Origin of the sequence: Agrobacterium vitis, assembly GCF_013426735.1 — a bacterium.
Lineage (GTDB): Bacteria > Pseudomonadota > Alphaproteobacteria > Rhizobiales > Rhizobiaceae > Allorhizobium > Allorhizobium vitis_D.
The window spans coordinates 547,348-560,752 of sequence record NZ_AP023273.1; the positions used below are offsets into that span (position 1 = coordinate 547,348).

At 55.3% G+C, this 13,405-nt stretch carries 10 protein-coding genes; 4 read left to right on the plus strand and 6 right to left on the minus strand.

All coding sequences use genetic code 11. The annotated features are described in order from the left end of the window. Positions 1 to 4: 4 nt before the first annotated feature. The 4 genes from H1Y61_RS19750 to H1Y61_RS19765 all read right to left on the minus strand — a co-directional run bounded on the left by H1Y61_RS19750 (position 5) and on the right by H1Y61_RS19765 (position 4,873). A complete protein-coding gene (locus tag H1Y61_RS19750) occupies positions 5 to 1,465 on the minus strand; it encodes an aspartate aminotransferase family protein (protein ID WP_156532054.1) in 1,461 nt (486 codons plus the stop codon). A gap of 1 nt (position 1,466) precedes the next feature. Continuing rightward, positions 1,467 to 2,120, minus strand: coding sequence for a class II aldolase/adducin family protein (locus tag H1Y61_RS19755; protein ID WP_180575169.1), 654 nt, complete (start codon positions 2,118 to 2,120; stop codon positions 1,467 to 1,469). Then, positions 2,113 to 3,711, minus strand: coding sequence for a xylulokinase (locus tag H1Y61_RS19760; RefSeq protein ID WP_180575170.1), 1,599 nt, complete (start codon positions 3,709 to 3,711; stop codon positions 2,113 to 2,115). The genes H1Y61_RS19755 and H1Y61_RS19760 overlap by 8 nt, the downstream gene beginning before the upstream one ends. A 130-nt stretch (positions 3,712 to 3,841) precedes the next feature. Then, positions 3,842 to 4,873, minus strand: a complete 1,032-nt coding sequence (locus tag H1Y61_RS19765) for an AraC family transcriptional regulator (RefSeq protein WP_180575171.1) — start codon at positions 4,871 to 4,873, stop codon at positions 3,842 to 3,844. Positions 4,874 to 5,329: 456 nt separating this feature from the next. On the opposite strand from H1Y61_RS19765, the gene H1Y61_RS19770 reads away from it, so the two are divergent. The 3 genes from H1Y61_RS19770 to H1Y61_RS19780 all read left to right on the plus strand — a co-directional run bounded on the left by H1Y61_RS19770 (position 5,330) and on the right by H1Y61_RS19780 (position 9,621). Further along, positions 5,330 to 6,466, plus strand: a complete 1,137-nt coding sequence (locus H1Y61_RS19770) for an MFS transporter (protein WP_235680951.1) — start codon at positions 5,330 to 5,332, stop codon at positions 6,464 to 6,466. Between the two features lie 24 nt (positions 6,467 to 6,490). Further along, on the plus strand, positions 6,491 to 7,906 hold the full coding sequence (locus tag H1Y61_RS19775) for a coniferyl aldehyde dehydrogenase (protein ID WP_235680961.1): 1,416 nt from the start codon (positions 6,491 to 6,493) through the stop codon (positions 7,904 to 7,906). A gap of 500 nt (positions 7,907 to 8,406) precedes the next feature. After that, on the plus strand, positions 8,407 to 9,621 hold the full coding sequence (locus tag H1Y61_RS19780; protein ID WP_235680952.1) for an OmpP1/FadL family transporter: 1,215 nt from the start codon (positions 8,407 to 8,409) through the stop codon (positions 9,619 to 9,621). 59 nt (positions 9,622 to 9,680) lie between these two features. On the opposite strand, the gene H1Y61_RS19785 is transcribed toward H1Y61_RS19780, so the two are convergent. Together H1Y61_RS19785 and H1Y61_RS19790 are read right to left on the minus strand one after the other, a co-directional pair. Then, the gene (locus H1Y61_RS19785) at positions 9,681 to 10,847 is read right to left on the minus strand and encodes an alanine racemase (protein ID WP_180575174.1); all 1,167 of its coding nucleotides are present in this window, start codon (positions 10,845 to 10,847) and stop codon (positions 9,681 to 9,683) included. After that, positions 10,847 to 12,136 carry a D-arabinono-1,4-lactone oxidase gene (locus tag H1Y61_RS19790; protein WP_180575175.1) on the minus strand — a complete coding sequence of 430 codons (1,290 nt, stop codon included), beginning with the start codon at positions 12,134 to 12,136 and terminating at the stop codon, positions 10,847 to 10,849. The genes H1Y61_RS19785 and H1Y61_RS19790 overlap by 1 nt, the downstream gene beginning before the upstream one ends. 204 nt (positions 12,137 to 12,340) lie before the next feature. Between H1Y61_RS19790 and H1Y61_RS19795 the strand changes: the two genes are divergently transcribed. Further along, complete coding sequence (locus tag H1Y61_RS19795) at positions 12,341 to 12,964, plus strand: TetR/AcrR family transcriptional regulator (protein ID WP_180575176.1); 624 nt, start codon at positions 12,341 to 12,343, stop codon at positions 12,962 to 12,964. The last annotated feature ends 441 nt before the right edge of the window (positions 12,965 to 13,405 follow it).

A 13,405-nucleotide genomic window follows, 5' to 3' on the forward strand; every position in this document is an offset into this window, starting at 1 on the left:
CATGTCACACCAAACGGAAAACGGTTTCAAAACGCTCAAGGGCATCGTCGATCACCTCATCGGTGTCCGCCATACTGGTATAGATGCGGCTTCCCGCCAGGGTTAGAATGCCATGCGCCATATAGGCCGCCCCCATCTCTTCCATCAGGTGTTTACGGGGATTGGCCTCGCGCATCAGCTTGATCGGGTTGCGCATGCTCATCAACAGCACGGCGGACGTCTGCAGATGAACGATGGAGCCCATATTATAGACCACATAGGGAAGGCCGAGCCGGTTGAGGATCTCCTTCAAGCCCTTGGCCAGCCGGTCGCCAGCTCGTCCGGCAACAACCGGCGCATTGGTGCGCGCCATCTCCTCGATCGCATAGTAACCAGCAACGCAAGACAGCGGATTGGCCGAAAGCGTGCCGCCGACAAAGGCGCGCTTACTCGAGGTGCCGATACCCCCGACCAGGGTCATCATGATGTCCTTGCGACCGCCGATCCCGCCTGCCATCAGATACCCCCCGGTGAGGCACTTGCCGAACACGGTGATATCGGGCGTCACGTTGAAATAGCCTTGCGCACCGCCCATGCCGACACGAAAACCGGTGACGACCTCATCGAAGATCAGCAACGCGCCGAATTCGTCGCAGAGTTTGCGAACTTCGCGGTTGTATTCGGGCGTCACAGGCCGCGTGCCGCTTTCCGGCCCAAGAGGCTCGAGGATGACCGCTGCCGTGCCGCCGCGAATACGGTTCAGCATCAGCTTGCGCCGGAGCGTGCCGATCTCATTGGGGAAGACTTCCTGAGTATAACCCGTGACACCTTTCGGAATGCCCGTAGCTTCGCGCCGGCCGGTGCCAGGCACGCGCATGCCGTAGACCATCTGGTCGCTCCAGCCATGATAGTCGCCGCCAACCTTGATCACCCATTTTTTGCCGGTATGGGCGCGGGCTAAGCGGATAGCACCCATGCAGGCTTCCGTGCCGGAACCGAGCATGCGGAACATTTCGATACCAGGCATAAATTTACGGATGATCTCGGCGAGCTTGAATTCGTATTCGTGAAGGAGGCCAGTCACCGGACCGCATTCGTCGATCAGTTGATGCACTTTTTCGCGCACCGGCAGATAGTTGGAGCCAAGCAATGTCGGTCCGCCCGCCTGCAGAAAGTCAGTATAGCGATTGCCGTCCGCATCCCACATATAAGCGCCATCGACCTTGGTGGCCGCTATGGGAAACGGATAATTGAAGGCGAGATTATGCTGGACCCCACCCGGAATAACCTCCGCCGCCCGTGCAGCCCAGGCCTTGGAGGTCTGGCATTTCTGTTCGAAATAATCGAGCACCTTGGGCATATTGGCCTTGGAAATACCTTTGGGAGGCTGCTTGAGCAGGGCGTTCAGCCGGTCCATGAGGTCTTTGTTATCTGGCCAGGCACTGATGCTGTAGGAAAGTTCAGAGTTACGAGCTGCCATGTTCATTTCAAGCTCCCTTGGTCTCAGCCTTGTCCAGAACGTTCAGAATGAGCGCCTGGAGTTGCCGATCGAGGTTGACGTGTTTGTTGATGCGTTCGCGCAGGTGGGCGGCGGCGGCGGCTTCGATCTTGCGGATCATGCCCGCAGCGGTCTTGAGATCGGCCCCCGCACAGATGACGCCGTGACTGGCCAGAAGATATGCAAAGATGTCGGGCCGCAGGGACTTCGCAAAAATCTTTGCCAGCATTCCCGTGCCCGACGGCCTATAGGGAATAAGCGCGACGTGAGGACCAAGTGCCCCAAGATCGCTTCCCCTTGGCCAGGGCAGAATTTCATGCAGCAAGGCGACAGCGCTTGCGATCGGTTGATGTGTATGAACACTGGCATGACGGTTAGGATGCATAAGGAGCATCCTGGCATGCAGTCCTTTTTCAATGGTCGGCGTCTTGTCACCCTCGACAATGTCAAGGGTCTCGATATCGAGGATCACCACGTCTTTAGCCTCAACCGTGTAGTAGTCGGAGGCCGAGGGGGTGACCGCCATGAATTTTCTATCGACACGGACGCCGATATTGCCGCCGGTTCCGGCAAAATAGCCATTATCCGCGAAATAGCGGCACATATCGGCAATCTCCTGCCGCTGGGCCATGAATTTAGCCATGAATCTTGCCCTTTGATCCGTTTAGACGTTTGTAAAGCGGCGCCAGGCGCCGATGGAGTTCCGTGAAGATACCGAAGCGCTCGTCATAGAGCCGCTGCGTCGCCGGATCAGGATCGTAGACCCGGTCGATCACCACATGGCGTGCGACGTCATCGAACTGGATGAGGCCGAGTCCCACAGCCCCGATGAAGGCCGCACCGCGTGCATTGGCTTTCATCGGATCATGTGGCTGGCGGATCTGGACACCCAGAACATCCGCAAAGATCTGGCACCAGGCGGGCGACATTGCGCCGCCGCCGATCATGGTGATTGCCTCAGGCCTGCGGCCAAGAAAGCGGGAGACCGGCTTCATCATCCAACGTGTATTGAGCGCCACGCCTTCGAAGACCGCTCTCACAAGGGTTTCGCGGTTATGCTCCATGCTCATGTTGAAGATCCCGGCCCGAAGGGTCGGGTCATCCACCGGGCAGCGTTCGCCGAAAAGCCAGGGCAGATACATCATGCCAGCCGCTCCGGCAGGTGTGCGGGCGGCAATCTCATCGAGAAGCCTGTAAGTATCAGGCGTCGGTTCGGAATCGATCAGGCCATCGTCATGGAAGACAATGCGGTCCTTCAGGAAGGCGATATTGCTCGCACCGCTCGATTGCATGGCGATCATCAGGTATTTCGATGGTACCGGACAAGGAACCGATGTGATCTGGTCCATGACACTGGTTTTCTTAAAAGGCACATGGGCCGAGATCCAGGACGATGACCCCATGTAGAGATGGGCGTCATAATCGGCCAGCGTTCCAGCGCCGATCGCGGCGGCGGAATTGTCGATAGCACCGGCGACAACCGGCGTTTTCGACGACAGACCCAACAGATCGGCAACCGAAGGCAACAGGGTTCCAACGACATCCGTACATCTGATGAGATCGGGAAATTTCCACTTGTCGATGCCGCTGGCACCGATCAACCCGTCGTCGTAGCGGATATGATTGACATCGCGGTTATCGGTTACCCAGGAAGTAAGAATGGAATCCTGCGTGGCGCAAAACCGGCCCGTCAGACGCAGATTGAAGAAATCGAGAACGTTGAGAAACTTGTAGGTCTTCTCGTAAATGTCAGGAAAAGCATCGCGGATCAGCAGCATGTGGCCCGCTGGGTCCTTGCCGGACAGGGCCGGAGCGCCGCCACACAGCCTCAACCATTTCTGCAACTTGATCGCGTCATAGCCTGCGACCTTCATTGCCCCGCGCATTTCCTTCTTCAGGTAGCGGGCGCCGCGCATGTCGAGCCAGATAATCGCGTTCATCAGCACATTGCCATCACGGTCAACGGCAACGGTTCCCTCCCCTTGCGTGGATGAGCAGATCGCGACGATATTCTGACGCAATGCAGCACTCTGGTGAAGCACGTCCTGGCTTGCCTCGATGAAGGCGCTCCACCACTGTGAGGGGTCCTGCTCTGCCCCGATCGTATCGATTACCTGGAGCGGCACCGACCGGAATGCCCAGGCAACCACGTGTCCGGTAATCGACACCAATCCGACTTTGCAGCCACTGGTGCCAAGATCGATCGATAAAACATATTGGTCAGACTTGGCCATCTATCGCCGTGCATGCAGCCTGGATATAGTCCAGGTCGCTCCCCATTTTTATTGGATATTGCACGTATGATAGGGGAGAAAACCGCCATTTGCGTAGCGGTGAAGCTGTCCTTTGAGGGGTCTTTACCGGTCAAATAGGCGATAGATCCGCACGAAGCGCACCGGGCGTGGTACCTGTCCAACGGCGGAAGGCGCGCCGGAAATTATGAGGGTCCGAAAATCCGACCGCAAATGCGATCTGCTCGACAGACATGTTCCTGTTGCCCAACAGTTCGAGCGTGCGGTTCTTGCGAAGATCGTCCAGAAGCGATTGGAAGGAAACCCCGCTTTCGGCAAGTCTGCGACGCAAGGTGCGCTCGCTCATGCCAAGCGCACGGGCCACCTTGGAAATATGCGTGCGGTTGTGCAGCTTCTGTCGCAGGACCCTTTCGACGGATTCGATGATTTCAGCCGCCTCGCGGCTTCGGGCGCGGTTATAGGCCATGAATTCAAGAAGCTGGCGATGGCTAAGAGGATCGGATGTCAGGAGCGGCTGCTTGTACCAGGCGGCATCATAGATGAACGCATTTTCCATCTGGCCAAATCGAACCGGACAGCCGAAAACCCGTTGATATGCTTCCGTATGCGCTGGCGCAGGATAAGCAAAATCGACCCGGACCGGCTTGAAGCCCTCCCCGACAAGGCCGTGGGCGACCCCCATGAAACTGGCAAAAGCCTCTTCCACCAGGAAAACATAGATGTCGGGATCGTGAAAACGGCTCGCCGCCGTGACGACGACACCCTCCGGGCTTTCCCTGGTGTCGAATTCCAACATGCTGCCGGTATCTTTTTGCAGATCAAGGCCAAGCTTGACCGCGTCACCCACAGTCGCTGCTGTCACCATCACATAACCGACCAGGCCAACAGAGGTAATCTTTTCGCGAATCCCGGTCTCCAATCCAAGCGCCTTGCCCTTGGTCATTTTCATGGCCCGCAGGATGACTTCGCGTCCCTGGCGAAACGAAATCCGGCAGGCCGGGTCTGAGAGATCCTCCATGGGAATGCCAAGACCTGCCGTTAATCGCGAGGCATCGAGACCAAAATCCGTAAGCGTCATGACGAGGCTGCGGATGAGAAAAACCGGGATATTGGCCGTCATATAACGCGCATCGACTGTCTTCATCGGACCCCCCTTAAACGTATCCTTCACGTCCATTTCCGCGACGACAGCCACGCAGGAATCCTGCTCGATTCTCCTCTAAAAGAGCCGGTTCCTCCCAAAAATAGCAGGGATTATGCGATATTTGCCCTTACCGTACAATAATCATTTGCTGGCGGCTGGCTGTTGTGGCCGCGTGCAGCGGCTGCGCGGAACATGAAATACAAAGACACCAGCATGACCGCAGTCAATGCCGGGGAGCCTCCGGGAGATTAGATTGGCCGGATATGACACCACAGTGTCCCCGAATTCCCTTGTGATGCAGCCTCACCCTCCTATTCTGAGCTTCACCGCGCTCTTCAAGGGCCGGACAATAATAACAGGCGGAACAATGGGTATGCGTAAAGCAACCCGACCTCACTGGCCCGACCTCTCTGGGGAGCACCCTCCGTGAGGGCCAAACTCTCTGGGAGAATGACGATGCTTTTGTGGATACTCGGCCTGAGTGCTGCCTATGCGGTCGCGCTGAATGGGACAATGGTCATGCCCGTCGTCGTTCTGTCGATGAGCAAACTGACGGGCTATAACGAAGCAATGGCGACAATCGTCGCCAGCGCCGAACTCGCTGGCATTGCGTTTTACGGAATATTCCTACCCAAACTGGCCCTCAGATCGTGGAAAGCGGTGGCGATTGGCGGCATTGTCGCGGTCATGGCTGGCGAAGCACTCAGTTTCTGGCTGCAAAACCCTTACAGCCTTGGCGCGGCACGATTTGCGACCGGCCTGGGAGAAGGTGCCTTGTTCAGCCTGGTTTCGATGAGCCTCGCCTCGCTTGCCAATGCCGAACGATACTGGGGCGCGCTTAGTCTGATTGGCGGAACCGCCATGGGACTGCTGCTTTTCGTGGTGTCACTCATGCCACCGGACGAAGCGGGAGCGCCGGTTTTTCTGATGCTGGGCGCGTTCACTGCCATTATGGCGCCGTTCCTTCTTTTCGTCGCCAGGCGTTCGTCACGGCTTCCTGTGGCAACCCATCATGCCAAACTCAACAATGGGAAAATGCTGCTTGCAATGATGGTTGTATTTCTCGTTTATGGAGTGCAGGCGGCGCAATGGGCAGTCTGCGGCTATGTGGGGGAAAAAGTGGGGCTCAGCAATGGTGAAGTTGGCTTCTATCTCGCCTTATCATCGCTGGTGGGCTTCCTGGGTGCGGTCATTCCCTCCTTCACGCATGACAAGGCCAAGAGACTGCCAGCCGTGCTGCTGGGATTTCTGATCATGGCGATGTCGATCTATTTCCTGTTCACCGTTCTAACACCCCTGGTTTTCGTCATCACACAGGTTCTGGTGAATATCGGTTTCTATATCGTGACCCCGTTCATCACGGGTATACTGACCGAAAACGACCCCGATGGGTCGGTGATGTCACGAACGCTGGTTGTCGCCATCGTGGGGGCTACGCTGGGAACCGCAATTGCCGGGCCAATCTTTGAAGGCTACGATTCAAGCCTTTTTGCTTGGTCCTGCCTCCTACCCCTGGCCATCGCGGCGATCTTTGCCGCATTGATCTTTGGGCATCTGCACCGCAGCTTTCCAGCAACTGTCGCCAATAAATAAATAGCGGAGTGAACCTTGTTCGATATGACCATTGAAACTCTCCCGCTTATTCTGGAACGCCAGCGTCAATCCTTCCAGCATGACATTTCTCCGTCACTGCCCCTGCGCCGCGACCGTCTGAACCGGATCGGCCGGTTGTTGAAGGAGAACCGGCAAGCGCTGTGCGATGTGGTTTCACGCGATTTTGGTCATAGATCCCATCATGAAACGGTGCAGTTGGAAATCGCTCCGCTGATGGGCGCGCTGCGCCATACCCGATCCCATCTGCGCCAATGGATGAAGCCCGAACGCCGAGGGCGCTCGATTGAGTTTCTCCAGCTTGCAAATTGGGTTCAATACCAACCGCTCGGGGTGATTGGTATTATGGTGCCGTGGAACTATCCGCTTCTCCTGGCGCTTGGGCCGCTCATCGACATTCTGGCTGCCGGAAACCGGGCGATGATCAAGCCATCGGAATTGCTGCCGGAAACCTCGGCTCTGCTTTCCACGCTTGTCGAGGCTTATTTCAGCCCTGAGGAGGTTACCGTTATCCAAGGAGGGGTGGAGATTGCCGCAGCCTTTTCTGCCCTGCCGTTCGACCATCTTATTTTCACCGGCTCAACGGCAGTCGGTCGCAAGGTTATGGCGTCAGCGGCTGTTAATCTTACACCACTCACCCTGGAACTCGGTGGCAAGTCGCCCGCACTCATCGCCCCGGATTATCCAATTGCCGATGCGGCCCGTGACATCGCCTTTGGAAAGCTGATGAACGCGGGCCAGACTTGCATTGCACCGGACTATGTTCTGGTCGAGAAATCAAAACTTGGAGACCTTGCATCCGCGCTGATCTCTCAGGCAGAGGCTTTTTATCCACAACATGCGGGGCCACAACACGCGGGGCAGGAACAGTATTCAAGCCTTGTCGGCGCTCGAGCGCATGAACGGTTGCTCAAAGGCATTGAGGAATGCCGCACCCGTGGAGCCAAACTCATTACTGCTGATATCGCCATGCCCTCTCAAGGGCGCGTGATCGCACCCACGCTGGTAATCGACCCGCCTGCGGATTGCTTGCTGATGGAGGAAGAAATCTTCGGGCCAATCCTGCCCCTTATTCCCTATGAGGGTTTTGACACAGCGTTGAAATTTGTCCGCGAGCGCCCGCGCCCTCTGGCGCTCTACATCTTCACGGGAAACCGGGCAACCGAGAAAAAAGCACTGTCGAACACGATTTCCGGCAATGTCACTATCAACGGTACCCTTCTGCATATCGCTCAAAACGACCTGCCCTTTGGCGGTATCGGGCCAAGCGGCATGGGGGCCTATCATGGCCATGAGGGCTTCAAGCGTTTTTCGCACGCCCGCGGCATTGCGAAAGTCCGTCTTTTCAATCCCGCACGCCTCGCCATGCCTCCTTACGGACGGCTGGCACAATTTCTGGCCAGGTTCATGGTGCGTGACTAATATGAAGAGTCATTTTCCATCATTTTCGTGTCATGCCGGTGAGTATAGGGTCCACTGCGGCACACTTCTGCGTAAGCTATCGGTTTCCTTGAAGACTGATGATGACCTTGCCGCGTCATTGGTTGGAGCAAGCGTCTGAACCCAATACCAGACAAGCAGCATCGTCCTGCCCGTTAGGTAAGACTTGGCCCCATATGACACCAATATGACCAGGTTTTCCCTTGATGGAAACGAGGTCCAATTTATCGTCGTTAAATTGGGGAACCGCCATATGCTGAGCAATTTCAGTTCGCTTTGACGAGGGAGAAAGCAACGAATTACCGGTCCTTGATATGTTGCAGTTCGGCCATCCCTCCTCTGGAGGAAGCGACCTGTTTAAAGACATGAATCGAGACAGGCACCGAATGAATAGCACCCTAAACAGTACCAAGGGTGATCGATACTGAGAATGCAGGCAAGCATCAAACCGAAAACTGGGAAATAATAATTTCGGGAAATCGATGTCGTCGATGCTACATAAAAAAGGGAACGAAATGAGCAAGCAATATTCTTGGCAAGCACCTCAATTTGCGCTGGCAATGTGGGTAGGTGCACTATCGTTTGCGCCTTGCGTTGCAGTCGCGGGCGGCTTCAGCAGAGGTGAGGCCGATACTGATATTCTCTTCACCGATGGAAACTATAGTTTACGCACCGGAGCAATATATGTTTCACCAAGCCGCTCATTTTCAACCCTGAACGGCGCCCGTGCCTCTGATAAAGCCTATTCGGATGAGTTTTGGATACCAAGCGTCGCCGTCAAGGCAACGCTTGGTTCCGGTATTGCCTGCGCTTTGACATATACGCAACCATTTGGCGCTTCTGCCACATATGGAAGCCAGGCGCAGAACGCTGAATTTACAACGGCTTCGAGCCAGGGATTGGCACTCGTTAATCCCACCTCAAAAATGCAGTTTTCGACGGATGAATACGGTGCAACCTGCGATGTGCGGGTGGACGCCGGGCCGGGCCGCTTTTACATGATCGGCGGCGTCTTTGTGGAAAGCTTCGAATACAAGGAAAACACCCTTTACGGTAACATTCGGCTGAAGGATGACGGTGCGTTAGGCTACCGAGTGGGCGCCGCTTACGACATTCCCGAATATGCCATGCGCTTCCAGCTCATGTACCGGTCGCAAGTCTCGCATGATGCGGAAGGGACATTCACGCCCTCAGCGCTGGCCGCCGCCGCCGGGGTGACAGACACGGCATCTGCTAACGGAACCGGAACCCTGCCGCAGTCGATCAAGCTCTCTGCCCAGACCGGCGTAGCGCCGGGTTGGCTGGTTTACGGTTCCTTGACCTGGACAGACTGGAGCGTTCTTCAAAACTTCAGATATGACGTCACCGGGCTTGGCACAAGCAACAAGGCCTTCAACTACAAGGACGGCTACACGGTGCAGATTGGTGTTGGTCATGAATTTACAGAAAAACTCTCTGGAACGGTCAACGTGACCTGGGATGAAGGCGTCGGAACCGGAGCAGATATAACCACCGACACTTGGTCCCTCGGACTGGGCGCAGAGTACAAAACCAAATTCGGTAAATTCGATCTCGGAACCTCCGTCTCTTACCTCACTGCCGGTTCACAGAGCGTCAGCGCCGGAGCGACTTATGACGCAACCGCCAAGCATGATTGGGCGGTCGCCGTTGGATTGGGGTATCTGATCGAATTCTGAGCATGTCAATGGTCGCTCGGAATAGAACCCAAGTCTGAAAGGATCACAAACCTCTTCCGTCAACCCGGCGGAAGAGTGGGCCAGGTTTCGATAATCCGGCCTTTGGAAAGAACGTGAATTCCATCGAAATGTTGCAGCACCGCCTCGCTCTGCGTCGGGCGAAAGAAAGCAAAATCATCAGGTTTCAAGGTGCTTTCGTAAGGCAGAGCCATCATTTGCTGATTGGATGAAAGCCCCCAGATCTTGTTTTCCCGCATGCCTTTGGGAAAAACCGGTTTGGCCATCCACTTGCCGCCATAAAGAAAACACCCCTTGCGCGGGAAAAGGCCGATAGCCTGCATTAGACTTGTCAGCAACGGAGGCCCCGGCAGGCGAACCTCCTCCACTTTCAACACAGGCGTGGCAATAAAGACGGCAGGCTGCACAGCCTCAAGAGACGGCATATCGAAATCCGTCGGCTTCAGGAAAGCCGAGCCCACGGAAACTTCATTCGCGGCACCGGCATCATGATAGGAAAGCGCAGTTTTACTGCCACCCGTATTGGCGATGGCGCACGTGCCATGCGGAAATACCGAAACAAATGCCCTGATGCGGGATATGACTTTCTCCCTTTCCGCAGCGCCTCCAATGAGGTGAGCAACCTCCGGGATATGCGCCTCATAGCCAACAAGACCCTCTATTCTCAATTCCTTTTGCTGAATGGCACGTGCGCAGATGGCAGCCAGCGCATCAGGCGTTTCGAACCCACCGCGATGCATGCCGGTATCCGTCTCAAAAGCGATTCTGATTGTTTGTCCAGCTTCGCGCGCCAGTGCCGCATATTGGTCAAGCCGGTCCGGGCTATCGATCAGAAACACCGTGCGTCGCAGAAGATCCTCGACCAGATACGGAGAAGCGAGCCGCATCCATGCCGCAAGCGCTCTTGTCGGGAGCGGTTTCCCGTAAAGAATTTCTGCCTTCGGGAAAGCCTCCAATACAGCACAGGTCATCGGCAGATGGAAACTCATCAGTCGCATCGTTCCGGCTTGTGTCAGAATGCGCTCAAGCAATGGGATCGATGACAGAGATTTATCAACGACCCGTAAGCCAAGATCCGGCGCGAGACCGCCCGCAATCGTGGCAATATTTGCATCGAGCCTGTCTCTGTCAACCACAAGTACCGGACGAAACAATTCGGCTTGAGAAAGCGCTTCGGAGAGCATCCGGAAATAGTCGGCTTCAGCCATTATCGAACCCCAAGCAGCGTCGCCATGTAAGGCGAGATAAAGCGATTTTCTGGATCTATTTCTGATCTGATCTCCATTGCATCTTTAAATCGCGGATAGATGCCGACCAGATCGGCAGCCCGCAGGTTATGCAATTTACCCCAATGTGGTCGCCCACCCCGCTTGCGGAACACAGCCTCCGCAGCAAGGAAGAACGCTGCCGGATTTTCACCGATGCCGTGATGAATGGCTATGGAACACGTGTCACGCTTGTAGAAGGGACTGAGCCAGAATTCGTCCCCTTTGACGCTGCGGACTTCAATGGGAAAGTAGATTTCCGGAAAGCGCTTCTCAATCAGTTCGATGATCTCCGCCAGAGCCCCCGCTCCCTCCTCAAACGGCAGATGATATTCCATTTCGTTGAACTTGGTCTGGCGGTCGGTGACATAGACCTTCATCCACTCACCCACGGCTTCCTCATCGGAAAGTTTCGCCATGGCATTGCCGATCAATTTGCGTCGCAAGCCGGGAAACCACCGCAGAAAGGTTCTGAGTTTCTTCAGCGTCGCAAGACCGTCTTCGTCCTCCGAGGTCACTTGAAAATCACCAGGCTCGTCAGTGATATCCAGTGTCTGAAAAAGCGCATGATTGGCAAAGGGAACAAAGAAAACCTCCGCCGATCGATGGGCTGACATCAGGGTTTCGAAGTTTTCAAGCGTATTACCGATCGACAGCATTGTCCGCTTGCGGCGCAGATTATAAGCCGGGACATTCTGAAAGGTAACGGCAGTCAAGGCTCCGAAACTACCAAGCGTCACGCCGGTCGCATGGATCATCTCGTCATCGCGTCCGGCTGTAAATTCCCGGTGCGTGCCGCGACCATCAATGAACTGCATGCCTTTCAGCAGGGTGTGATAAGCCCCCAGACCCAGGCCCGAGCCATGCGTTGCCGTACCAAGGGCGCCGGCGACAGACTGCTTGTCGATATCGCCCATGTTAGGCAGTGCTTGACCGATCCCGGCGAGCAATTCTGTGAGACTGCCAAGCTTCGTCCCTGCTCCAATCGTTGCTGTCAGAGCGTCACTGTCATGATCGATCAAACCGGATAGAGCCGACAGATCGACAATTGTTCCAGGTGTCGAGACAAGCGGCGTAAATGAATGGCCCGAGCCAACGAGCCTTAGCGGTCCCGGCGCCGATCGGATCACGTCCTGTAGCTCTTCCTTGGTCCTGGGACGAAGAATTGCTTTCAGTTTGGTCTCCACGCTGCCCGACCAATTACTCCAAGACAGATTGTCGCCTGGAATCATCGTAACCTCCCCTGTTTATAAGAGTCCTCTTTGGCCACGCCGATAGGCAAGCCTTGAGGCCATAGTCATGCAACTCCAATCATTTTCGCTTTCTCGCTATGCATCGGCATGCCATTTATTATGGTAATTGAGAAAAGCTGACACTATGTCAATTTTTACTTTGGCGTATGTCACAAATTTGTCAACTCGAAAGCGGAGCACGCCATGACGAGCGACCAAAAGGCATTGCGGAGGCAGCCCCGCCAGGAACGCAGCAGAGACCGTATTGACGATATCCTTTCGGCAGCAATGGAGCTCATTGGTGAAAAAGGCAGCGCCGCTGTCACCATGCGCGGCATTGCCACTGCAAGCGACATGTCTCTGGCGACGGTCTATCATTACTTTCCAAACAGAACCGCAGTCATCGCTACGCTTTTCGAGCGATATTCAAAGGGAACGCGCGAAGTCATCGATACGGCTCTTCAGGATATCAAGGATGCGTCTGGTATTGGCGATGCTGCCGAAATGATCGTTGATTTTTACTATAACCGCCTTCGGGGCGATCCAGCCGTGCAGGACCTGCTGGATGCCATTCATGCCGACAAAGCGCTTCATGATCTCGATATCGAGGAAACCCATAAGCAAGCCGATCAGTTCAGTCGGAGCACAGAGGCCTTTCTGGCGGAAAGTTGCAGGCAGGAATATGCGCGCGCCGTCTATTTGCTGTTCCAGCTCGCCAGCGCTGCAATTCGTTTGGCTTTGCATGAGAGTGAAGAAAAAGGCGCCGTGATCATTGATGATTATCGACGTCTTATTCGTGGCCGGTTCAGCCAATTCGAACAGCTATAAGATCTGGAATGGGTCGGCCCTTCTGCGTTTTGACAGCAAACTGCCGGACACCAAAGGGTGGACAATGTCTATGTCGGAGCACCCATAGCCTCACCAGTAAACGCTCGGCACCGCGCTGTTTTCACGAGGGCCAACGCCGGCAAAAAGCGCTTGACATTTCTGTACTGTACCGTTTAGATCAGTTTCGGAGGGATTGATCTAAAAAGCGCCTTTGGGTGCGATCAATCAAAGGAGGAGTTCAAATGTCCACACAGTCGCGCAATATGCGCCCTATGCTTGGTAAGCCGTGCGATGTCCGGCGATGCCCTTCAGCTGAAATGCCAGTCGACCGGATTGAACCGCAACGTCCGCGAAAAGCCTAGGACAAATCATTACCCACTATTCCGACGCCGTGTCACGGTGAGCGGATTTGTGCGCCGACTTAGATGTCGTCATTGCGCT